This window comes from Pseudomonas tolaasii NCPPB 2192 (assembly GCF_002813445.1).
In the GTDB taxonomy this organism is placed as follows: domain Bacteria; phylum Pseudomonadota; class Gammaproteobacteria; order Pseudomonadales; family Pseudomonadaceae; genus Aquipseudomonas; species Aquipseudomonas tolaasii.
In genome coordinates this window covers 1,893,792-1,916,546 of the sequence record NZ_PHHD01000001.1, presented here as the reverse complement: position 1 = coordinate 1,916,546, position 22,755 = coordinate 1,893,792, and the positions used below count along the sequence as shown (strand labels likewise).

17 protein-coding genes are annotated in these 22,755 nt (G+C 61.0%); 2 read left to right on the top strand and 15 right to left on the bottom strand.

Annotated elements, in window-relative coordinates; all coding sequences use genetic code 11:
• Nucleotides 1-55: 55 nt before the first annotated feature.
• The 7 genes from ATI14_RS08950 to hutC all read right to left on the bottom strand — a co-directional run bounded on the left by ATI14_RS08950 (nt 56) and on the right by hutC (nt 7,766).
• Nucleotides 56-880 carry a quaternary amine ABC transporter ATP-binding protein gene (locus tag ATI14_RS08950; protein WP_016972280.1) on the bottom strand — a complete coding sequence of 275 codons (825 nt, stop codon included), beginning with the start codon at nt 878-880 and terminating at the stop codon, nt 56-58.
• Nucleotides 877-1,728, bottom strand: coding sequence for an ABC transporter permease (locus ATI14_RS08945; protein WP_012721776.1), 852 nt, complete (start codon nt 1,726-1,728; stop codon nt 877-879). Before ATI14_RS08945 ends, ATI14_RS08950 begins: the two co-directional genes overlap by 4 nt.
• 72 nt (nt 1,729-1,800) lie before the next feature.
• Nucleotides 1,801-2,766, bottom strand: coding sequence for an ABC transporter substrate-binding protein (locus tag ATI14_RS08940; protein ID WP_017254359.1), 966 nt, complete (start codon nt 2,764-2,766; stop codon nt 1,801-1,803).
• 69 nt (nt 2,767-2,835) lie between these two features.
• Nucleotides 2,836-4,284: a purine-cytosine permease family protein gene (locus ATI14_RS08935; protein ID WP_016972278.1), complete on the bottom strand. Its 1,449-nt coding sequence runs from the start codon at nt 4,282-4,284 to the stop codon at nt 2,836-2,838.
• 69 nt (nt 4,285-4,353) lie between these two features.
• Entirely contained in the window at nt 4,354-6,024 is a 1,671-nt protein-coding gene (gene hutU / locus ATI14_RS08930) for a urocanate hydratase (protein WP_016972277.1), read from the bottom strand.
• Between the two features lie 405 nt (nt 6,025-6,429).
• Nucleotides 6,430-6,990, bottom strand: coding sequence for a HutD/Ves family protein (locus ATI14_RS08925; protein ID WP_016972276.1), 561 nt, complete (start codon nt 6,988-6,990; stop codon nt 6,430-6,432).
• Nucleotides 6,987-7,766, bottom strand: coding sequence for a histidine utilization repressor (gene hutC, locus ATI14_RS08920; RefSeq protein ID WP_177006741.1), 780 nt, complete (start codon nt 7,764-7,766; stop codon nt 6,987-6,989). Before hutC ends, ATI14_RS08925 begins: the two co-directional genes overlap by 4 nt.
• Before the next feature lie 78 nt (nt 7,767-7,844).
• On the opposite strand from hutC, the gene ATI14_RS08915 reads away from it, so the two are divergent.
• Nucleotides 7,845-9,209: a formimidoylglutamate deiminase gene (locus ATI14_RS08915; RefSeq protein ID WP_080520340.1), complete on the top strand. Its 1,365-nt coding sequence runs from the start codon at nt 7,845-7,847 to the stop codon at nt 9,207-9,209.
• A 113-nt stretch (nt 9,210-9,322) separates the two neighbouring features.
• Here the strand turns inward: ATI14_RS08915 and ATI14_RS08910 are convergent, their stop codons facing one another.
• The 6 genes from ATI14_RS08910 to ATI14_RS08885 form a co-directional block, all read right to left on the bottom strand.
• Complete coding sequence (locus ATI14_RS08910; protein ID WP_016972273.1) at nt 9,323-9,892, bottom strand: lipocalin family protein; 570 nt, start codon at nt 9,890-9,892, stop codon at nt 9,323-9,325.
• Nucleotides 9,893-9,922: 30 nt separating this feature from the next.
• A complete protein-coding gene (locus tag ATI14_RS08905; RefSeq protein ID WP_016972272.1) occupies nt 9,923-10,177 on the bottom strand; it encodes a hypothetical protein in 255 nt (84 codons plus the stop codon).
• A gap of 145 nt (nt 10,178-10,322) precedes the next feature.
• Nucleotides 10,323-11,333: a class 1 fructose-bisphosphatase gene (locus ATI14_RS08900; protein ID WP_003187818.1), complete on the bottom strand. Its 1,011-nt coding sequence runs from the start codon at nt 11,331-11,333 to the stop codon at nt 10,323-10,325.
• A gap of 96 nt (nt 11,334-11,429) precedes the next feature.
• Nucleotides 11,430-12,776, bottom strand: a complete 1,347-nt coding sequence (locus ATI14_RS08895; protein WP_080520341.1) for a DUF3999 domain-containing protein — start codon at nt 12,774-12,776, stop codon at nt 11,430-11,432.
• A complete protein-coding gene (locus tag ATI14_RS08890; protein ID WP_080520342.1) occupies nt 12,776-15,859 on the bottom strand; it encodes a DUF2339 domain-containing protein in 3,084 nt (1,027 codons plus the stop codon). Before ATI14_RS08890 ends, ATI14_RS08895 begins: the two co-directional genes overlap by 1 nt.
• A gap of 98 nt (nt 15,860-15,957) precedes the next feature.
• Entirely contained in the window at nt 15,958-18,408 is a 2,451-nt protein-coding gene (locus ATI14_RS08885) for a glycogen/starch/alpha-glucan phosphorylase (protein ID WP_016972269.1), read from the bottom strand.
• A gap of 239 nt (nt 18,409-18,647) precedes the next feature.
• On the opposite strand from ATI14_RS08885, the gene ATI14_RS08880 reads away from it, so the two are divergent.
• On the top strand, nt 18,648-19,082 hold the full coding sequence (locus ATI14_RS08880; protein ID WP_016972268.1) for a YkgJ family cysteine cluster protein: 435 nt from the start codon (nt 18,648-18,650) through the stop codon (nt 19,080-19,082).
• Nucleotides 19,083-19,268: 186 nt separating this feature from the next.
• Here ATI14_RS08880 and typA read toward each other — a convergent pair whose 3' ends face one another.
• Nucleotides 19,269-21,089 carry a translational GTPase TypA gene (gene typA, locus ATI14_RS08870; RefSeq protein ID WP_016972267.1) on the bottom strand — a complete coding sequence of 607 codons (1,821 nt, stop codon included), beginning with the start codon at nt 21,087-21,089 and terminating at the stop codon, nt 19,269-19,271.
• A 139-nt stretch (nt 21,090-21,228) separates the two neighbouring features.
• Entirely contained in the window at nt 21,229-22,683 is a 1,455-nt protein-coding gene (gene thiI / locus ATI14_RS08865) for a tRNA uracil 4-sulfurtransferase ThiI (protein WP_016972266.1), read from the bottom strand.
• Between the last annotated feature and the right edge of the window lie 72 nt (nt 22,684-22,755).

The window sequence follows — 22,755 nt, the reverse complement described above, 5'->3', positions numbered from 1 at the left end:
AGGTGGGAGCTGGCTTGCCTGCGATGGCGCCAGCCGGCTCACCACACAATCGGGATCAGACCACCGCCGCACGCCGCTGCACGAACCGGTCCACATACTCATCCGCCGGCGAATGCAGGATCTCCCGGGGCGTGCCGACCTGGATCAGCTTGCCGTCCTTGAGGATCGCAATGCGGTTGCCGATGCGCACGGCCTCGTCGAGGTCGTGGGTGATGAACACGATGGTTTTGTGCAGGGTCTTTTGCAGTTCCAGCAACTGGTCCTGCATCTCGGCGCGGATCAACGGGTCGAGGGCGCTGAAGGCTTCGTCCATCAGGATGATGTCGGTATCAGCCGCCAGTGCACGAGCCAGGCCCACACGCTGGCGCATGCCGCCGGAGAGCTGGTGCGGGTATTTGTTTTCGTAGCCTTTGAGGCCCACGGTTTCGATCCAGTGCAGGGCGCGCTCGGCGCAGACCTGCTTGGTTTCGCCACGCACTTTCAAGCCGTAGGCGACGTTGTCGAGCACGCTCTTGTGGGGCAGCAGGCCGAAGCTCTGGAACACCATGCTGATCTTGTGCCGACGGAATTGGCGCAGGGCGTCCATGTCCAGTTGCAGGATGTCTTCGCCGTCCACCAAAATCGCGCCGCTGGTGGGGTCGATCAGGCGGTTGAAGTGGCGCACCAGGGTGGACTTGCCGGAACCCGACAGGCCCATGATCACGAAGATCTCGCCGGTGCCGATACTCAGCGACAGGTCGTTCACGCCGACCACGCAGCCGGTCTCGGCCAGCACCTGGTCCTTGGTCTTGCCCTGGCCAACCATCGCCAGCGCGTCCTTGGAACGGGCGCCGAAGATCTTGAAGACGTTTTTAACTTCGATTTTGCTGACAGTAGTCATTTGCTCGCCTCATGCCGTGGACGACCATAGGCCTGGGTAATGCGGTCGATGACCACTGCGAGAATCACGATCGCCAGGCCCGCTTCGAGGCCGCGACCGACGTTGAGGGTCTGGATGCCGACGAGTACGTCTTCACCCAGGCCACGGGCACCGATCATCGAGGCGATTACCACCATCGACAGCGCCATCATGGTGGTCTGGTTGATACCGGCCATGATGCTCGGCAACGCCAGCGGCAGTTGCACGCCGAACAGTTGCTGCCAGCGGTTGGCACCGAAGGCATTGATGGCTTCCATGACTTCGCCGTCAACCTGGCGAATGCCCAGGTCGGTCAGGCGAATCAGTGGCGGGGCGGCGTAGATCACCGTGGCGAAAATCGCCGGGACCTTGCCCAGGCCGAACAGCATCAGCACCGGGATCAGGTACACGAAGCTCGGCATGGTTTGCATGATGTCGAGCAACGGCATCAACACCGAGCGCAGGCGATTGCTGCGTGCCGACAGAATGCCCAGCGGGATGCCGATCAGCACCGATATCACCGTGGCGACCATCATCAAGGCCAGGGTTTGCATCAGCTTGTCCCACAGGCCAACGGCACCTACCAGAAACAGCAAACCGACGATCACCGCCGTGGTCACCACCTTGCGGGTGGCGTGCCAGGCGACAGCACCGACAATGGCCAGCATCAGCCACCACGGCGCTGCGCGCAGCAAGCCTTCCAGGTTGACGATGGCCCACAACAGCGTGTCGGAAATATGCCGGAACACATCGCCGTAGTTGGTGACCAATGAGTCCACCCAACCGTTGACCCAGTCGGCGATGGAAAACGTAAAACTCTCAGGAAACATATCGTGCTCTCGATCCAGTGGGTTGTGGCCAAGTGCCCGGCCAGCCCCTGAGGGTAGCCGGGCACGCTTGACCTACAAGGCCGCGTCGATTTTCTTGGCTGCGTCGTCGCTCACCCATGCGTGCCAGACTTCAGGATGTTCCTTGAGGAAAATTTTCGCCAGTTTTGGCGACTCAATTCGCTCTTTGGCCATGCGACCGAGGTTCTGGTTCAGCAAATCGATTGGCAGGTTGACCTTCTCCAGCACGGCCACCAGTTCCGGGGCCTGCTCATGGAAGGTTTTGGACAGGCCGACCTTGATGCTCACGCTTTTATCCACGCCGGGCTTTTCTTCCAGCTTGACCAGGTCAACCTGGCCCATCAGCGGCGTGGGCGACCAGTAGTAGAACAGGATCGGCTCGCCACGCTTGTAGCTCGACAGCACGGCGGCATCCAGCGCCGGGCCGGTGCCTGGGCGGAAGTTGGTGTAGGAATTTTCCAGGCCATAGCTTTTCAGCATTTCGCTGTTGTCCAGCTCGCAGGTCCAGCCGGCCGGGCAGTTGTAGAAACGGCCCTTGGACGGCTCTTCCTGGTCCTTGAACACCGAGGCGTACTTGGCCAGGTCGGCAATGTTTTTCAGGTCCGGCGCCTTGGGTTCCAGCTTGCGCTTGGCATCGCCTTCGATCACGTAGCGCGGCACGTACCAGCCTTCAATCGCGCCAACCACCGGAGCGCCGACGCCAACGACTTTGCCGGCCTTCTCGGCCTTGTTCCACACTTCGCTGCGGCCTACCCACTCCTCGGCGAAGATCTGAATGTCGTTGCTGCTCAGGGCGTTTTCCATGGTGATGGAGTTGCCCGGCAGACTGTCGGTTTTGCAGTCGTAACCTTTTTCCAGCACGGTTTGCAGGATGTCGGTGAGCAACATGCCGCTTTCCCAGTTCAGGCCGGCGAACTTCACCGGCTTGCCGGATTCGCACCAGCCGGCCGCCTGGGCACCAGCGCTGGCCAGCAAGCCCGCAGACATCAATGCAGCCATCAGGGTCTTATTCATTTTCATTGTTGTGACGCTCCCAATCTTGAAATGGATTACGGCAGTCAGTAGGCATCCTGCCCTGTCCACGTCCCATCAGGCTTGTGCAGCCAGCCTGTTTGTCGTTGTTGGTGTAGCGCCCTGCTCTACCGGCAGGATCAGTTGATCGGGCACCGTGCCGTGCCATTTTTTCGCACACAGGTAATACAGCGCTGCGGGCAGGACCAGACCGATGACCCAGGAAATGTCCACATCACCCAGCGCGGCCACCAGAGGGCCGGTGTAGAACTTGGTGGAGATGAACGGCAACTGCACCAGCACGCCAAACACATACACGCTGATACCCAGCAGGTTCCAACGCCCATAACGACCGTTCGGGTCGGCCAGCGCCGGCACGTCGTAGCGTTCACGGGTGATGCAGTAGTAATCCACCAGGTTGATCGCGCTCCACGGCGTGAAGAACGCCAGCAGAAACAGGATGAAAGACTTGAACGCCCCGAGGAACGAATGCTGGCCGAGCAAGGCGATCAAGGTCGCGGTGCCGACAATCACCAGCACGAACACCAGGCGCTGCAAGCGCGTGACCTCAAGGCGGCCACGAAAACCGCTGATGATGGTGGCGATGCACATGAAGCTGCCGTAGGAGTTGAGCGTGGAGATGGTGACCTTGCCGAACGCGATGCTGAAGTACAGCAGCGCAGCCGTGGCACCCGTACCACTCAAGCCCACGATGTAGGCCACTTCATGACCGGCGAATTGCCCGTTGGACATGGCCGCGGCAAACACGCCGAGGACCATGGCCACCTGCGCGCCAATCACCGAGCCGGCGCCCGCGGCGAGAAAGGTTTTCACCGAAGACGTATTGCTCGGCAAATAGCGTGAGTAGTCCGCCACGTAAGGGCCGAACGCGATCTGCCAGGACGCCGCGAGCGACACCGCCAGCAGAAAGCTGCTCCAGCTGAAGTGGCGGATCTGCAAGAGAGCGCCCACATCGGTCTGGCTCATCAGTCGGCTGAACAGGTAGACAAAGGCGATCACGCCAATGACGCTGGCGACACGACCAATGAAATGGATCACCCGATAACCGAGTACTGTCACCAGCACGATGACACTGGCAAAGATCAGTATGCCGGCACTGTCACTGACCCCGAACAACTGGCCCAGCGCCTGGCCGGACAACACTGTCCCGGTGGCGGTGAAACCCAGGTACATCAGGCACACCAGCACGATCGGAATCGCCGCGCCATACACGCCGAACTGCACCCGACTGGAGATCATCTGCGGCAGGCCCAGCTTGGGCCCTTGCGCCGCATGCAACGCCATCACGCCGCCGCCGATCAATTGGCCGATCAGCAAGCCGATCAACGACCAGAACACGTCACCGCCCAGCACCACGGCCAGGGCCCCGGTGACAATCGCGGTGATTTGCAGGTTGGCACCCATCCACAGGGTGAACTGGCTCAATAGACGACCGTGTCTTTCCGCTTCCGGGATGTAGTCGATCGAACGCCTTTCGATCAACGGGGTGGTGTCATTTGCAGCCATGTTGTTCAACCTCTGATGGATTGTTATGTGCACAGATTGCTCTTCTGTGGGAGCCAGCTCCCACAGGGGTTACTTGATCATCGGGAGGTTGAGGCCCTGCTCTTTGGCACAGTCGATGGCGATTTGGTAGCCGGCGTCCGCGTGGCGCATCACCCCGGTGGCCGGGTCGTTGTGCAGTACGCGAGCAATGCGCTCGGCCGCTTCGTCGGTACCGTCACACACGATCACCATGCCGGAGTGCTGGGAGAAGCCCATGCCGACGCCGCCACCGTGGTGCAGCGACACCCAGGTCGCGCCGCTCGCGGTGTTGAGCAAGGCGTTGAGCAGTGGCCAGTCGGACACGGCATCGGAGCCGTCCTGCATGGCTTCGGTTTCGCGGTTCGGGCTGGAAACCGAGCCGGAGTCCAGGTGGTCACGGCCGATCACCACCGGCGCCGACAGCTCCCCGCTGCGCACCATTTCGTTGAACGCCAGGCCCAGCTTGGCGCGCTGGCCCAGGCCAACCCAGCAAATACGCGCCGGCAGGCCCTGAAAGCTGATGCGCTCGCGCGCCATGTCCAGCCAGTTGTGCAGGTGGGCGTCGTCCGGGATCAGCTCTTTGACTTTGGCGTCGGTCTTGTAGATGTCTTGTGGGTCGCCCGACAGCGCAGCCCAACGGAACGGGCCGATGCCACGGCAGAACAGTGGGCGGATATACGCCGGTACAAAACCCGGGAAGTCGAAAGCGTTTTCCACGCCTTCTTCCTGAGCCATCTGACGGATGTTGTTGCCGTAGTCGAAGGTCGGGATGCCTTGTTTCTGGAATTCCAGCATGGCTTTGACGTGCACGGCCATCGACTGCTTGGCAGCCTTGATCACGGCAGCCGGTTCGGTCTTGGCGCGGGCGCGGTACTCGTCCCAGGTCCAGCCGGCCGGCAAGTAGCCGTTGAGTGGATCGTGGGCGCTGGTCTGGTCGGTGACCATGTCCGGGCGCACGCCGCGCTTGACCAGTTCCGGCAGAATCTCGGCCGCGTTACCCAGCAGGGCGATGGAGATGGCCTTGCCTTCCTTGGTGTATTTGGCGATGCGCGCCAGGGCGTCGTCGAGGTCGGTGGCTTGCTCGTCGACGTAGCGGCTGTTCAGGCGGAAGTCGATGCTGACCTGCTGGCATTCAATGTTCAGCGAGCACGCGCCGGCCAGGGTTGCAGCCAGCGGCTGCGCGCCGCCCATGCCGCCGAGACCGGCGGTGAGCACCCAACGGCCAGTCAGGTCGCTGTTGTAATGCTGGCGGCCGGCTTCGACGAAGGTTTCGTAGGTGCCTTGGACGATGCCCTGGCTGCCGATGTAGATCCAGCTGCCGGCAGTCATCTGGCCGTACATGGCCAGGCCCTTGGCATCCAGTTCGTTGAAATGTTCCCAGCTGGCCCAGTGCGGTACCAGGTTGGAGTTGGCGATGAGCACACGCGGAGCGTTGCTGTGGGTCTTGAACACGCCGACCGGTTTGCCGGATTGCACCAGCAGGGTTTCGTCGTCATTCAGGTTGGTGAGGCTCTCGACGATCTGGTCGTAGCACTCCCAGTTGCGCGCGGCACGGCCGATACCGCCGTACACCACCAATTCTTTCGGGTTCTCGGCCACTTGCGGGTCGAGGTTGTTCATCAGCATGCGCAGCGGCGCTTCAGTCAGCCAGCTTTTGGCGGTGAGCTTGTTACCGCGCGCGGCACGGATTTCGACGTCACGGTATTTTGTAGGCTTGGTCACAGCTAGGACTCCTCGGCGATCAATGCGCGAACATGGATGGTGCGAAGGAGAGTCTTACGCACACATCTTTACTTGTACATACAAGCATATGCAATCAAGCGGCCAACTTTCTGAGGAAGCTGTCGAGATTTTTTTGGAATGCGTGCGCGGGCCTTGGAAATTAAGGCTTGGAGGCTTGATGAAATTTCTTTCGCAGGAGGATTACGGCGAGGGAGGGTTGTCTCAATAACGTGCTTTTGCGCCACGCTGGGGCGTTCGGTAACAAATTGGTGCGGGGCTGGAAACAGATTTTATGATCACTACAAAACAAATGTGGGAGCTGGCTTGCCTGCGATGGCGGTGTGTCAGCCAGCACATCCGCTGTTGATACACCGCCATCGCAGGCAAGCCAGCTCCCACAGATTTTTAACCGCGTGCGGTCAGTTCGATGATGCAGCAGCGGCCCGTGACGCCGATGTCCAGCAAGCCAGTGTTACCGTCGATTTGCAGGCAGTCATGGTGGCCGAGCTTTTGATCCAGCACCTTCACCTCATCCGCCACACTGAACACCACCACCGTGTGCGCCGTGCTGAAAAACTGCTGCACGCCATCCACCCACTGCAAACGCGCGTGGTAGCGCTCGGGCGAATAGATCAGGTTGAAGTCGCGGATCGGCCCGGTAATCAAACGGCAAGACACCTCACTTTCACCGCTGAACGCAAACGGCTGCAACGGTAGCAACCCACGCTGCTCCTTGCCGTCCACGGTCAGCACCATGCCCGCGCCCTTGATCACGGTGATCACGCGCTGGTAACCGGCGAAGGTGGAGAACCCGCCCGACTCGGCGATATCGGCAATCGACAGCCGCCAGCCAAAGCCCTCCAGGCCCTGGCCTGCGTCGCGGGTGATTTCTTCGGTGCTGCCGCCACCATTTTTCCACGGCATGCGGATGTAATCGGCGGCGCGCCAGACTTTCACGCTACTCATTTGCTGAAACGTCCTTCCAGGCTATGACGGGAACCGGGGTGGATCAAACGCGCGGCCGTCACCGGCTGACGGCCGGACCAGGTGCGGCGGCGAATCAACAGGCACGGCTCGCTCGGCTCGATCTGCAACAGCTTGCACTCGGCGGCGTCGGCGAGGATCGCCTCGACCACGTGCTCGCCTTCGGTCAATGGCGCTACCTGGTTCAGGTACGCGTAAGGGGTTTGCTGGGTGAAGTCCTGCTGCAGGTATTCCGGCGCGACCAGGGCGTTGACGAAACGGTCTTCAATTTGCACAGGAATATCGTTTTCGAAATGCACGATCAGCGAGTGGAACACCCGCCCGCCTTCACGCATTTCCAGGGCCACGGCGCGCTCGGAACCGGCGGCTTCTTCGCCCAAATGGATGACCTGGCAGGTATGGCGATGGCCGCGCGAGGCGATCTCGTCGGCAATGTTATGCACTTCAAACAGCGCCGACTGGCTCTTGGGCTCGGCAACGAACGTGCCGACGCCCTGCATGCGCACCAGCAACCCTTCAGCGGTGAGTTCGCGCAGGGCACGGTTGATGGTCATGCGGCTGAAACCCAATTGACTGACCAGCTCGCTCTCGGACGGCACACGGTAATGGGGCGGCCAGTTGCCGTTGAGGATCTGCTGGCTGATCATCTGTTTGACGCGGGCATACAAGGGCGCCGGACTTTCGTCCATGTGGGCAGCCAGCGGGGACTTGGCAGGCGGAGTCGGCACAGGGAATCCTTGCAGGGGGAAAAGATGCATAGATTGCCGGAGTTTACCGAGCAGGCAAACGTCTGTATATGTATATACAAATAAACACACGACCGGGGTGCCTTGAACATGTCCGCTTTCTTCGCCGAACGCGCGCTGCTGCCTAATGGATGGGCCAACGATGTACGCTTTGAAGTCAACCCCGAAGGGGTGCTGACAAAGGTTGAGGCCAATGCCAATGCAGAGGGTGCCGAGCGGCTGAAAGGCCCGGTTTTGGCGGGTATGCCGAACTTGCACTCCCATGCATTCCAGCGCGCCATGGCGGGTTTGGCGGAAGTGGCCGGCAACCCCAATGACAGTTTCTGGACCTGGCGCGACCTGATGTACCGCATGGTCGGCAAGATCAACCCGGAGCAATTGCAGGTCATCGCGCGCCAGCTGTACATCGAAATGCTCAAGGCCGGTTACACCTCGGTGGCCGAATTTCACTATGTGCATCACGACGTCAGCGGCCAGCCGTATGCCGACCGCACCGAGTTGTCGCGCCAGATCAGCCAGGCTGCGGCCAGCAGCGGGATTGGCCTTACGCTGGTGCCAGTGCTTTACACCCATTCAGGGTTTGGCGGCCAGACGCCGAATGAAGGCCAGCGGCGGTTTATCAACAGCACCGAGAATTACCTGGACTTGCAGACACAGCTCAAACCGATTCTCGCCGCACAGCCAGCACAGCAGTTGGGGTTGTGCTTCCACTCGTTGCGCGCGGTCACGCCGCAACAAATCCATGAGGTATTGGCCGCCAGCGACAAGGCGTGCCCGGTGCATATCCACATTGCGGAGCAGCAAAAGGAAGTCGACGACTGCCTGGCCTGGAGCGGCAAGCGTCCGCTGCAATGGCTGTACGACAATGTCGACGTCGATGAGCGTTGGTGCCTGGTGCACGCCACGCATGCCGATGCCAATGAAGTGACGCGCATGGCCAAGAGCCGCGCGATTGCCGGCTTGTGCCTGACCACTGAAGCTAACCTGGGCGACGGGATTTTCCCGGCGGTGGATTTCCTCGCCCAGGGCGGACGCATGGGCATCGGCTCCGACAGCCATGTGTCGCTGAGCGTGGTGGAAGAATTGCGCTGGCTCGAATACGGCCAGCGTTTACGTGATCAACGGCGTAACCGGTTGTATCGCAATGACCAGCCGATGGTGGGCCGTACGTTGTTTGATGCCGCGCTGGACGGCGGCGCACAAGCATTGGGGCAGCCGATTGGTCGCCTGGAAGTGGGCAAGCGTGCGGACTGGATTGTGCTGGACGGCAACGATCCATATCTGGCGACGGCCAGTGAAGACGGGATTCTGAATCGCTGGTTGTTCGCCGGCGGTGATCGCCAGGTGCGTGATGTGCTGGTGAACGGCAAGTGGGTGGTGCGCGATGGGCGTCATGCCGGCGAAGCAGACAGCAGCCGGGCGTTTACCCAGGTATTGAAGGACCTGCTCGATTAAAACTGTGGGAGCTGGCTTGCCTGCGATGCAGGCACCTCGGTGTATCAGTTAAACCGAGGTGATGCTATCGCAGGCAAGCCAGCTCCCACAGTTGATTGATGGCATGTTCAGACTTATTGCGAAGTCTTCGCCATCTGCTTGTCCGACGTGCGCCAGATCAGCCGCGTGGTGTCATACCCCTGCTGCCGCGCCCTGCTCAGCAGGTCTTCGCGGGTGTCGGCATTCACCGTCTGGGTGCGTGACAGAATCCACATGTAGCGCCGGCTCGGGCTGCCGACGATGGCAGTCTTGTAGTCATCGCTCACGTACAGCACCCAGTAATCGCCCTTGGCGACGCCCGGCAGCAGCGACGTGAACCAGTTATTGAATTCGACCCAGAGCTTGTCGGTCTTGCCCGGCACTTGCGGCGTGGCCGTGCCTTTGGCTTCTTCCCACTTCCACTCGGTCGTCAGGCAGCGGTTGAACACCGACATGTCGCCATCAGGCAGCAGTGTGTAGCGGGCTTCGGACTGCGCGCAGTTGCGCTGGAAGTACATCGGCAATCGGGCCAACTCATACCAGGTGCCCTGGTAACGCTTGAGGTTGACGTTGCTCGCGGTCTTGGGTTGCAGATCATCGCCAGAATGGCTGGCACAGCCCGCCAAGAACAGGCTGGCGCAAAGGAACACAACAAAACGCATCATTCTTCTTCTCCCGCAGGCTCGCGCCCCGGTTTACTTCAGGCCTTGCCCGGAAAACATCAGAACTTTGTCACCGGCGTATTGCACGCTGATAAAGCTGTTTTTATCGCCCCAGGTGCAGCTGGACATGCCCAGTGCGCCGGAACAATCGGTCGGCTTACCCAGCAACGACTCCACCTCGGCCTTGGCCATGCCAGCCGACAGCTTCGAGTAATTTTCTTGATTGACCTTGCTGCAGGCGGCCAAGAGCACGCAAAAAGCCAGCAGGGCGAGACGGCGTAACGACATGGAAAAACTCCTGGAGAGACGAAGCAGTTGGGGTATCTGCCAGAAGCTTAGAAGGGAAAAGAGGTGTCTGGTTCCCGAGGTGCAAAAACAAAAAAAGCCCCGCAAACGCTGAAACGTTTCGGGGCTTTTTCAGTGACAGCCTGGCTTACTTCTTGTGGTAAGCCGTCACACGCTCAACTTCTTCCTTCGAACCCAGGAACACCGCCACACGCTGGTGCAGGCCTTCAGGCTGGATGTCGAGGATGCGCTGGTGGCCGTCGGTGGACGCACCGCCCGCCTGCTCAACCAGGAACGACATCGGGTTGGCTTCGTACATCAAGCGCAGCTTGCCCGGCTTGGACGGCTCGCGGCTGTCACGTGGGTACATGAACAGGCCACCACGGGTCAGGATGCGGTGCACGTCGGCAACCATCGCGGCCACCCAGCGCATGTTGAAGTTCTTCTTCAACGGGCCTTCTTCGCCTTCCATCAGTTCGTTGACGTAGCGTTTCACCGGTTCTTCCCAGTGGCGCTGGTTGGACATGTTGATCGCAAATTCCTGGGTGGAAGCAGGAATGGAAATGTCTTCGTGAGTCAGCACGAAGCTGCCCATTTCGCGGTCCAGGGTGAAGCCTTTAACGCCGTCGCCCAGGGTCAGCACCAGCATGGTCTGCGGGCCGTAGATGGCGTAACCGGCAGCGACCTGCTCGGTGCCTGGCTGCAGGAAGGCCTTTTCGTTCAGGGCTTCGTTCTGGCTCAGGTATTCGTTCGGGCAACGCAGTACGGAGAAGATGGTGCCGACTGGAGCGTTGATGTCGATGTTGGACGAGCCGTCCAGTGGGTCGAACACCAGCAGGTAGGCGCCTTTCGGGTATTTACCCGGGATCTGGTAGGCATTGTCCATTTCTTCGGACGCCATGCCGGCCAGGTGTCCACCCCATTCGTTGGCTTCGAGCAGGATCTCGTTGGAGAGCACGTCGAGTTTTTTCTGCACTTCGCCTTGGACGTTTTCAGTGCCCATGCTGCCCAGAACACCACCCAGTGCGCCTTTGGACACGGCGTGGCTGATTTCCTTGCAAGCACGCGCCACCACTTCGATAAGGAAGCGCAGATCGGCAGGCGTGTTGTTGCTGCGGGTCTGCTCGATCAAATAGCGACTCAGGGTAACGCGGGACATGTAAGGCTCCGGAGAATGGGGGGCTGAAAAACCCGCGCAGTTTAACGCGAGTCGAGGGTTATTTCCTCTCATCAGAGGATTTAACCCCAATAGAGTTCACGGTTTGGCTGCAGGCGCACGCAACAGACTGTAGGCCATCGCCCCCAGCGCCGCCACACCGAGCAAGAGCACGGCCCATAAGCCGAGCTTATTCCAGTTGCCACCGACTGCAGGCGACGCGGCACCGGCAGGTTGTTTGACCACCACCTCCCCCGCTACCTCAGCCTTGCCAAGGCTCTTGAGCCGCTCGGCGCTGTAGTCGGGAATCAATGTGGATAAAGGCAAGTGGGCCGCCTTCACCGCCCCATTGCCCAGTGCCAGGGTAAACGGCGGTTCGCCCCGCGCCAGAAACACCAACTGCGTGGCACGCACGGCAAATCTCAGGGCCGGCGCGTCAACGCCCAGGCCGCCGCCGCGCTCATCCACCTGCAATTTGAGCTCGGCAACGGTCTGGCCCGACAACTGCAACTCATCCTGCACCACGTCCTGGCCGTTTTGAGTCAGGCGGTACAACACCCCACTGTTCAGCGGCTGCCAGGGCTGATTGGCTTCGCGGCGGCCAGACAAGATGACCGGCGCCAGCGTGTTGGGCTGCTCCAGTTCCACACGCAGACGCTCGACGTTCAACCCCGCGGGCAACTGCCAACGGTATTCCCCCGCCTTGAGCCGCGAACCCGCCAACGGCTGCGACCACACCAGCGGCGCCGGCAAGTTGCTGCTGGTCGCGCCTGTCAGTTTGGCCGAGGTCAGCGGCGGTGCTTCCTGGCCTTGCCACACCAGACGCAGGTAGCGGGCACTTTGCCCCGGCAGACTCACATCATGTTGCTCGACCCGCTCATCGGCGAATGAAAGCCGCGCCACCTGGCCATCACCCCAGGGTTGCCAGTGCTGCAGATCATCACTGGCTTCGATGCTGAAACGCTGGAAACCGTCGCGCTCGGGGCTCCAATCCAAACTCAATTGTTGCAACGGCGCCTTGATCGCACTCGCGTCCAGCACCCAGCCGCGCAGCACGTGTTGGCCCGACTTGGGCGGGCGTACTTCCACCAGCGTGCCGTCGGTGGTGGTTTTCATCACCACATCCGGCAACGCCTCGCGGGTGTCGTCGGCGTACAACGGGAACCACTTCACCTGCACCACGTTGCGACTCTCAGAGCGTTGTGCCGGTTGGCGCGACAACGCATAGGCCTGCGGTTCGCCCGCGGCGTTGAACACGCGAACGTCACTGAGATCCGCCTGACGCGCGTCCAACTGCACCGCCAGCGGCAGCTCCAGGCGATACCACGGGCCATTGCCGCTGACGGCCAGCGGGACCTGCGTGGTGAAGTCCGTTGGACTCTCCTGGGCGACTGCCGCCGAACACACCAGCCATACCGCCCACCCGATCAGACTCAGCTTGCCCATCAAGACGACGCTCCTTCGGCTTCAACCACAGGTTCGGCCCGCTTGGGCGGCAGCGGCGCAAAGTAGCCGACCACCAGCAACAGCCCGCCCACCCCAATAAACGACACGATCCGCGCCAGCCCGCCACGGTTGCTCAGCTCGACAAAAAACAGCTTGGCGACCACCACCGCAATCAGCGCTGCGCCGATGAGCCACACTTCGCGACGATGGCGCAGATGGCCGCCGATCATCAGACCCAGGGCGATCAGGGTCCACACAATCGACAGGCCGGCCTGCACCAGCATGGACGCCAGCAAGGCGTCCGGATGGAACGGCACGCCGCCCCAATGGTGCGCCGTGCGCATGACCAGCGCGGTAAAGAACGCAAACAGCGAAACGCCCGCCACACCTTGGGCCAGCCACTCGACACGCGGCCCGCGCTGCGGCGCCACGCTGCGCGACCACAGGTAAACCCCGAGCAAGGCGAACAACAGGCCCAGATCCAGCGGGCTCAGCAGCGGCACGTAAGGCAAGGGGTCGGCCGTACCATCGCTGAACATATTCGCCAGCCAGAACCAACCGAGCATCAACGCCGCCAGCGGCAATGCCGCCAGGACCCGGTATTCATGCGGATACGCCGCCACCGGCCACGGCCAATTGCGCGGCGCAGCCGCCAGCACCAGGTACAGGCTCGGCAGCATCGCCCAGCCCAGCCAGCGCCAGGCGTTGTACTCGCTGGACAGCATCATCAGGCCATAACGCAACTCCAGCGCCAGCACGCCAATCAGCATCCAGCAGCCCAATACGTGCGCCACGCTCAACACTCTGGCTGGCACCAGCGCCGCCAAACGGCGTAGCGAAATGAAATGCACCGCGAACACTGCCAGCCACGCCAGCCAGCCGAACTGCGCCGCCGGGTGGTAAAACTCAGTCCACGCGCCCCACAACACCAGACCCGCCGCAGGCATCAGTAACGTGCTGGCGATACCCAATGCCACCCAGCGCAAACGCAGCGCCAGTGTCGTCCAGATCACCACGCTCAGCGCGGCCGCCAGCACTAATAACTGAGCGTGCAAGGCCGCAGGCACCAGGTGCCACACTTCAATGATCACTGCCAACGCCCACCAGGCCACGCCCCAGGCCAGCAAACCTGCGGACAAACGGCTACGGGGCAAGCGCCACGCGCCGAGCATGGCCGCCAGGGCGATGATCAGCGGCGTCCACGCGTTGGCCACGGGGTCGAGCGCAAACAGCACGCCGCCTAGCGCCTGCCCGACCACGCCACAACGCACCACCATTGACGAGCCGATACGCTGCCCCGCCCACAGGGTCGCCAGGCCGGCAATGGCCCAACTGACGATGCAGCCCTGGGTCGAAAATAACAGCGGCGCCAGCAGGTAAACGCAGCCCAGGCCAAGTACGGCGAGCCACGGCGCACCCAGTCGCTCCCAACGCCGGGCATGTTCCGGTGCAGCGGTGTGGAGTTGGTAAAAGCTGAACAACAGCGCCGCGCCCAGCAACAACGCCCCCAATGGCGGCCCTTGCAGCAACGTGTCCTGGCTGTTGCGCAGTTCGCCGAGGAAGGCGAGCAACGAACCGAGTTGCAACAACAAGGCGAATGCCCGCGCCACAGGCCGCTGCTGGCGCATCCCGAGCCAGAATATGCCGGCGCCCTCGACCGCCCACGCGGCAGCCGTCCAGCGCGCATCAAGGCCCAAGGGAATGGCCAGGCTGGCAAAGATCACGCCCAGCGCCAGGCAGGTTTCGGCCAGTAACACGGCACGCCCGCCACTGAGCAGCCGCGCCAGCACCATGTAGAGAATGCCCAGGCCCAAGGCGCTGAACGCGGCGGCGAATTCCAGGTGCTGTACCAATGCGAACTGCAGGCCAAAGCCCACCAGCGGCGGCCCGAACAGCAGGCTGCCGTCGACATAATCACCCTTGCCCGCCGACCAGCGCAGCAATGCGTCGCGATCTTCAGGTGGCTCGCCCAGATCCAGTAACTTGCGCCGGGCGAACAGCAAGCCGATGGCCAGGTACATCAGGAAAAACAACACAAGAAATGGCTCGGTGCTCCACAGCAGTTCCGGCGTATAGGAACGCATGCCCCAGGCGAAGCCGATGCCGAAGGTGCCGACGAATCCGATCAGGTTAAGCAAGCGCCAGGCCTTGAACCAGGCAATCGCAAGAATGCCCGCATTGAGCAATGCGAAGTAACTGAACAGCGCGACGTGGTTGCCGGCGCCGCTGGACGCCAGGATCGGCGCGGCGAACCCGCCGAGAGCCGCCGCGCAGGCCAGGCCGAGCGCATCCTGGGTAACCGCCAGAATTGCCGAGAACACGGTGACCGCCACCAGCAAGCCAAACGCCGCCCCCGGGTCGATCAGCGGGTGCAAACGCATCGCCGCGAACACCGTGAGGTACAACACGGCAATGCCGGCGCCTTGCAGCATCAGGCCGTAATTGCTGTTGCGCAGCCGCAACCACCAGCCCAGGCCCAGCAGACCGACAGCGGCGGCAGCAACCCCGGCATAACGCAGTTCGATCGGCACCACCATGCCTTCGGTGGCGTAGCGCAGCAGGAAAGCCAGGCCGAGGAACAGCAGCACCACGCCGACACGCAATACGGTGTTGCCGCCAAACAGCCAGTTGCGCGCGGCATTGATGGCGCGCTCGATCAGGCTCGGAGCACGCGGAGTAACAGGTTCGGCAGGGCGCGGCGTTGGCGAAGGTGCCCAGGCATCCGTCGGCAACGGCTGAATGGGCGCGGGCTGCAGGGCGACCGGCTCAAGGTCGGCGGGCAGCTCCCAAACCAGTTCGGGTGCCTTGGCGGCAGGTGTTTGTTCGGGGGCAGGCGGTTCGACGTTGGCAGGGTTTGTCGGCGCAGGCACTTCGAGTTGTCGCAGGCGCTCGCCCAGGGCAATCAGCGCCTTCTGCGTGGTTTCCAGTTGACCGGCTTGCCTGTGCGCCTGGGCGGCGAGTTGCGACAGGCGAATCGCCTGGCCGATGCCCAACCCCAGCAGCGCGCCGAAACCGGCATCGGTGAACGACTCATCGAGTGCCCAGCCGAGCACCAGGCCCATCAGCATGAAAATCCATTGCATGGTCGATATCCCCAACCTTGCCCGAAGCGGGCACACAGGCAGTGAGTATATCGACAAGGCCCAACAGACGTCGGGCCTTGGGCACCGTTTAGGAAAAGTCAGTCCAAAGCTTTCCAGATTTCCGTCGCATACTCCCGGATCGTCCGGTCAGACGAGAACCAGCCCATCCGCGCGGTATTCAACACCGCCGAACGCCACCAGGCCTTGGAATCATGCCAATGCGCTTCGACCCGTGCCTGGGCGTCCCAGTAGGAATCGAAGTCGGCACACACCAGGAAACGGTCGTAGTCGATCAACCCGTCGATCAGGCCCACATAGCGCCCCGGATCATCCGGCGAGAACACCCCGCCGCGAATCGCTTGCAGCACGTCATTGAGGCGATGGGAGGCGGCGATGTCCGGCCCGGCATTGAACTCGCCGGCGTGTTTGCGGGCTTCCACCTGCTGCGCACTGAGGCCGAAGATGAACATGTGCTCGGCACCGACGCGCTCGTGCATTTCCACGTTGGCGCCGTCCATGGTGCCGATGGTCAGCGCACCGTTGAGGCCGAACTTCATGTTGCTGGTGCCCGAGGCTTCAAAGCCGGCGGTGGAGATCTGCTCCGACAAGTCAGCCGCCGGAATGATGCTTTCCGCCAGGCTCACGTTGTAGTTGGGCAGGAACACCACCTTGAGCAAACCGCGCACGGTCGGGTCGTTATTGACGGTGCGGGCGATGTCGTTGGTCAGCTTGATGATCAACTTGGCCTGATGATAACTGGCCGCCGCCTTGCCGGAGAAGATTTTCACTCGCGGCACCCAGTTGGTGCCCGGCTCGGCACGGATCGCCTGGTACAGCGCCACGGTGTGCAGCAGGTTCAGCAACTGGCGCTTGTACTCGTGGATGCGTTTGACCTGCACGTCGAACATCGCCGCCGGGTTGACCGCAATGCCCAGGCGTTCATGGATGATCTCGGCCAGTGCACGCTTACTGTGCAGACGCTGCTCGGCAAATGCCTTGCGGAACGTCTGTTTTTCCGCGAAGGGTTCAAGCTCCACCAGCCGCTCTTCGGGCTTGTCGAGAATGTCCGGCCCCAGGGCTTCCACCAGCATTTCAGTGAGTTTGGGGTTGGCCTGGTACAGCCAGCGACGGAAGGTGATGCCGTTGGTTTTGTTGTTGATGCGCTCCGGGTAGAGCTTGTGCAGTTCGGAAAACACTGTGCTGCGCATCAATTGGGTATGCAGGCCGGACACGCCGTTGACGCTGTGGGAGCCCAGAAACGCCAGGTTACCCATGCGCACGCGGCGGCCGTTGTCTTCTTCGATCAGCGACACGGCGCGCAGCACGTCGAAATCGTGGATGCCTTTGGCGCGCAGCGAGTCGATGTGCTGGGCGTTGATCAGGTAGATGATCTGCATGTGCCGGGGCAGCATGCGTTCCATCAGGCCTACGGGCCAGGTTTCCAGGGCTTCGGGCAACAGGGTGTGGTTGGTGTAGGACAAGGTTTCGACGGTGACGTCCCACGCCGCTTCCCACGGAATGTCGTGCAAATCCACCAACTGGCGCATCAATTCGGCCACGGCGATGGACGGGTGCGTGTCGTTGAGCTGGATGGCGGCATGTTCGCCCAGGCTCAGCACCGAACCGTGCATGTTTTTGTGGCGACGCAGCAAATCCTGCAGCGAGGCGGACACGAAGAAGTATTCCTGGCGCAGGCGCAGTTCCTGCCCCGCTTCAGTGCTGTCGGCCGGGTAAAGCACCCGGGAAATGCTTTCGGCGCGGGCCACTTCGGCGACGGCGCCCAAGTGGTCACCGGCGTTGAAACGCTCCAGGTGCAAATCTTCCACGGCACGGGCACGCCACAGGCGCAGGGTGTTGACGCTGGCACCGCGCCAGCCGACCACCGGGGTGTCATAGGCAACCGCCCGTACGGTTTCGTTGGGCGACCACACCTGGATCATCTTGCCGGAGGCGTCCGCCAGGGTTTCCACGCTGCCGCCAAAGCCGATCGGGTAGATCACCTCGGCGCGCTCGAACTCCCACGGGTTGCCGAAATCCAGCCAGCGCTCGGTTTGTTCCTGTTGCCAGCCATCGACAATCGCCTGGCGGAACAGGCCGTGTTCATACCGGATGCCATAACCATGGCCGGCAACGCCCAGGGTCGACATGCTTTCCATAAAGCACGCGGCCAAGCGACCCAGGCCACCGTTGCCGAGCGCCGCGTCGGGCTCCAGCAGGCGGATGCGCTCCAGGTCCACGCCCAGCTCCACCAGCGCTTCACGGGCGATTTCCAGGATGCCGAGGTTGCTCAGGCTGTCGTAGAGCAGGCGGCCGATGAGGAATTCCAGGGAAAGGTAATAAACCCGCTTCTGACCTTTGCGGTAGATGCGCCGCGTGTGGTCCATCCAGTGATCGACCATCTGGTCGCGCGCGGCCAGGGCGATGGCTTCGAACCAGTCATGGTCGAAGGCGTGGTCGGGGTCCTTGCCCACCGCGTAGGTGAGTTTGGTCAAGACAGCCTCGCGAAATGCGGCTACCTCTGCTTCTCGTGCAAGCGGTTCCTGAGACATCGATGCGACCTCGGGCGAGATTGAAGGAGTTGCTAGAGCCTAGTCGGTCTGACAGACGGTAGACGCTCTGGTTCGGCAGTTTTTTAACTCATTCACGTTTACCGGTTTTAGATGCAGGGGCCGTGCCCGATCTCGCATTCACTCAACCTTTGGGCCGAAACCCGCAAAATATTGTTCAAAAAACCACCAATCCCGGTATGATCGCGCGCCCGGATACCGCCCCACCTTTTGGAACCCTGATGAAGCCTCAACTGATCGCCGCCGCGGAACTCGACCGTCTTGAAACGTGGCAGAAATATTCCGCGCACATGTGCGGCGGCTGCGTGTCCAGCTGCTGCACGCTGCCGGTCGAAGTGAAGATCAAGGACCTGATCCGCATCGGCATCGTCGATGAATTCGAGCGCGGTGACCCGCCGAAGAACATCGCCAAGCGGTTGCAGAAAGAAGGCATCGTGGAGCGTTTCAATTCCAAATCCGAAATTTTTACCCTGCAGCGCATGAGCAACAACGATTGCCTGTACCTGGATCGTAAGACGCGCTTCTGCACTATTTATGACAAGCGCCCGGACACTTGCCGCAACCACCCGAAAATCGGTCCGCGGCCGGGGTATTGCGCGTACAAGCCAAAGGAAGTGGTGCGCGAGACCAAGTTCCGGACCCTCGACAAATTCTGATCCGGATATTGCGGGGCTTTTGAGGGCCTCATCGCGGGCAAGCCCGCTCCCACAGGGAAACGCACTCCAAGTGTGGGAGCGGGCTTGCCCGCGATGAGGCCAATACAAACACTCCACAAACCGCAGGCACAAAAAAACGCCCCCGGCCTTTCGACCGGGGGCGTTTTTCATTCAGCCTGAGTTAACTCAGTTCTTGGCTTTCTTGGCAGCGCGGGTACGCTCGCCTTCGTCCAGGATCTTCTTGCGCAGGCGGATCGACTTAGGCGTGACTTCGCACAGCTCGTCGTCCTGGATGAATTCCAGAGCCTGTTCCAGGGTGAAGCGAACAGGTGGAACCAGAGCGATGGTTTCGTCTTTGCCCGAAGCACGCATGTTGTCGAGCTTCTTGCCTTTGGTTGGGTTGACGCCCATGTCGTTGTCACGGCTGTTCAGACCAACGATCTGACCGTTGTAGATCTCTTGACCGTGTTCAACGAACAGCTTGCCACGCGCCTGGAGGGTTTCCAGGGAGTAGGTCAGCGCCTTGCCGGTTTCTACCGAGACCAGAACACCGTTCTGACGGCCGGACATGTCGCCGGACTTCATGGTGTCGTAGCGATCGAAGATCGAGGTCAGGATGCCAGCGCCGTTGGTCAGGGTCAGGAACTGGTTACGGAAACCGATCAGACCACGAGCAGGGATGTTGTATTCCAGACGCACACGGCCTTTGCCATCCGGCACCATGTTGGTCAGGTCGCCTTTACGCAGACCCATCTCTTCCATCACCTTGCCCTGGGATTCTTCCGGGGTGTCGATGGTGACGTTTTCGAACGGTTCCTGCTTCACGCCGTCAACCTGACGGATGATCACTTCCGGACGACCTACGCCCATTTCGAAGCCTTCGCGACGCATGGTTTCGATCAGTACCGAGAGGTGCAGCTCACCACGGCCGGAAACCTTGAACTTGTCAGCCGAGTCGCCTTCTTCAACGCGCAGAGCAACGTTGTACAGCAGCTCTTTGTCCAGACGCTCCTTGATGTTACGGGAGGTCACGAACTTGCCTTCTTTACCGCAGAAAGGCGAGTCGTTTACCTGGAAGGTCATGGAAACGGTTGGCTCGTCAACGGTCAGAGGCTTCATCGCCTCGACGGTGTCCGGGTGGCACAGGGTGTCGGAGATGAACAGCGAGTCCATACCGCTGATGCACACGATGTCGCCGGCAGCCGCTTCTTCAACGTCGATGCGGTGCAGACCGTGGTGACCCATCAGCTTCAGGATACGACCGTTGCGCTTCTTGCCGTCGGCGCCGATAGCGACAACCGGAGTGTTCGGCTTGACGCGACCACGAGCAATACGGCCAACGCCGATAACACCCAGGAAGCTGTTGTAGTCCAGAGCGGAGATCTGCATCTGGAACGCGCCGTCACGGTCAACAGCCGGTGCTGGTACGTTGTCGACGATCGACTGGTACAGCGGGGTCATGTCTTCAGCCATGTCGTTGTGGTCCAGACCGGCAATGCCGTTCAGGGCCGAGGCGTAGACGACTTTGAAGTCCAGCTGTTCTTCGGTGGCACCCAGGTTGTCGAACAGGTCGAAGATCTGGTCCAGAACCCAGTCCGGACGCGCGCCTGGACGGTCAACCTTGTTGATGCACACGATCGGACGCAGGCCGGCTTCGAATGCCTTCTTGGTCACGAAACGGGTTTGCGGCATAGGGCCGTCTTGAGCGTCAACCAGCAGCAGAACGGAGTCAACCATCGACATTACGCGTTCTACTTCGCCGCCGAAGTCGGCGTGGCCCGGGGTGTCCACGATGTTGATGTGGTAGCCGTTCCAGTTGATGGCGGTGTTTTTGGCCAGGATGGTAATGCCGCGCTCTTTTTCCTGGTCGTTGGAGTCCATCACGCGCTCGTCGTTGAGCTCGTTGCGCTCCAGGGTGCCGGATTGACGCAGGAGTTTGTCTACCAGGGTGGTTTTACCATGGTCAACGTGAGCAATGATGGCGATGTTACGTAGATTTTCGATCACTTGTGTATCTCGATCAGAGGATTCGGTGTGCTGACAGGTCGTGGCAGCGATTAACAGTAGAGTCAGGCCTTGCCGTTACAGCTTGACGGCAGAGTCGGGGGGCCGGTGACGCAGGCCACAGGCAAACAGCCCCGGGCTCTTAGCTCGGTCGATAAACGCGCACATTGGCATGCCCCTCACTGAGCAAATGGTGGGCATGCAGGCGACTCATCACGCCTTTGTCGCAATACAGCAGGTACTGACGGCTGTTATCCAGTTCCTTGAAACGCGCGTTCAGTGCGTAGAACGGCAGCGTTTGCACGTCGATGCCAGGAATCTCCAGCGGCTCATCCTCGGCGGCATCCGGGTGACGGATGTCGACGACGATCTGGCCGGCCAGGGCTTCGCTGACTTCTTCGATTTTCACGTCCTGGCCCAATTCGTCGATCACGCGGTCGATTGGCACCATTTTGGCGTTCTCGAGCGCACGCTCCAGAACCGCCATGTCGAATTCTTTCTCTTCATGCTCCACGCGGTGACGCTTGGCGTGGGTCTTGGGATTCACCGAGATGACCCCGCAGTACTCAGGCATGTGCTTGGCAAAGTCGGCGGTGCCGATTTCTTCTGCCAGGTCGATGATGTCCTGCTTGTGGCTGGCGATCAGCGGGCGCAGCACCAGCTTCTCGGTCACGCAGTCGATCAGCGACAGGTTCGGCAGGGTCTGGCTGGACACCTGGGAAATCGCTTCACCGGTCACCAGCGCATCGATGTGCAACTGGTCGGCGATCCGGGACGCGGCGCGCAACATCATACGCTTCAATACCACGCCCATATGACTGTTATCGACTTTGCCGAGAATTTCGCCGAGCACTTCTTCAAACGGTACGCTGACAAATAGCACGCGTTGGGAGCTGCCGTATTTCTTCCAGATGAAGTGCGCAACTTCCATCACGCCCAATTCGTGTGCACGTCCGCCCAGGTTAAAGAAGCAGAAGTGGCTCATCAGGCCGCGGCGCATGATCTGGTAGGCCGCAACGGTGGAATCGAAACCGCCGGACATCAATACCAGGGTCTGTTCCAGTGCACCCAACGGGTAGCCGCCGATGCTGTTGTGCTGGCTGTGGATCACAAACAACCGTTGGTCGCGAATTTCGATCCGAACTTCAATTTCCGGCGTTTTCAACGAAATTCCGGCGGCGCCGCACTCGCGACGCAGCTTGCTGCCGACGTATTTTTCGACATCCATGGAGCTGAACGGGTGCTTGCCGGCGCGCTTGCAGCGCACCGAAAAAATCTTGCCGGTGAGCGAATCACCGTAGTGCTGCTTGCACTTCTCGGTGATGTCGTCGAAGTCGCCCAGCGGGTACTCATCCACCTGCAGGAAATGCGCGATGCCCGGCATGCAGCTCAGGCGCTCGGTCATGTCCTTCAAGGCTTTGGCGTCGGTAATACGGGTTTCCAGCTCGAGGTTGTCCCACACGCCGTTCACCACCACAGCCGGGTCCAGGTCACGGAGCACGGCACGGATGTTCTTGGCCAATTGACGGATGAAACGCGTCCGTACCGGTCGGCTTTTGATGGTGATCTCGGGGAAGACTTTTACGATTAATTTCATGGAAACAGCGCGCGCCGGGCCTGCTGAAAAAGGGGGGCGCGGATTATAGCGGAAATCGCTCAAGGTTTAACC

Coding starts and splice junctions, on each gene's coding strand:
- ATI14_RS08950 (WP_016972280.1), bottom strand. CDS start 880: ATGACTACTGTCAGCAAAATCGAAGTTAAAAACGTCTTCAAGATCTTC.
- ATI14_RS08945 (WP_012721776.1), bottom strand. CDS start 1,728: ATGTTTCCTGAGAGTTTTACGTTTTCCATCGCCGACTGGGTCAACGGT.
- ATI14_RS08940 (WP_017254359.1), bottom strand. CDS start 2,766: ATGAAAATGAATAAGACCCTGATGGCTGCATTGATGTCTGCGGGCTTG.
- ATI14_RS08935 (WP_016972278.1), bottom strand. CDS start 4,284: ATGGCTGCAAATGACACCACCCCGTTGATCGAAAGGCGTTCGATCGAC.
- ATI14_RS08925 (WP_016972276.1), bottom strand. CDS start 6,990: ATGAGTAGCGTGAAAGTCTGGCGCGCCGCCGATTACATCCGCATGCCG.
- hutC (WP_177006741.1), bottom strand. CDS start 7,766: ATGCATCTTTTCCCCCTGCAAGGATTCCCTGTGCCGACTCCGCCTGCC.
- ATI14_RS08915 (WP_080520340.1), top strand. CDS start 7,845: ATGTCCGCTTTCTTCGCCGAACGCGCGCTGCTGCCTAATGGATGGGCC.
- ATI14_RS08910 (WP_016972273.1), bottom strand. CDS start 9,892: ATGATGCGTTTTGTTGTGTTCCTTTGCGCCAGCCTGTTCTTGGCGGGC.
- ATI14_RS08905 (WP_016972272.1), bottom strand. CDS start 10,177: ATGTCGTTACGCCGTCTCGCCCTGCTGGCTTTTTGCGTGCTCTTGGCC.
- ATI14_RS08900 (WP_003187818.1), bottom strand. CDS start 11,333: ATGTCCCGCGTTACCCTGAGTCGCTATTTGATCGAGCAGACCCGCAGC.
- ATI14_RS08895 (WP_080520341.1), bottom strand. CDS start 12,776: ATGGGCAAGCTGAGTCTGATCGGGTGGGCGGTATGGCTGGTGTGTTCG.
- ATI14_RS08890 (WP_080520342.1), bottom strand. CDS start 15,859: ATGCAATGGATTTTCATGCTGATGGGCCTGGTGCTCGGCTGGGCACTC.
- ATI14_RS08885 (WP_016972269.1), bottom strand. CDS start 18,408: ATGTCTCAGGAACCGCTTGCACGAGAAGCAGAGGTAGCCGCATTTCGC.
- ATI14_RS08880 (WP_016972268.1), top strand. CDS start 18,648: ATGAAGCCTCAACTGATCGCCGCCGCGGAACTCGACCGTCTTGAAACG.
- thiI (WP_016972266.1), bottom strand. CDS start 22,683: ATGAAATTAATCGTAAAAGTCTTCCCCGAGATCACCATCAAAAGCCGA.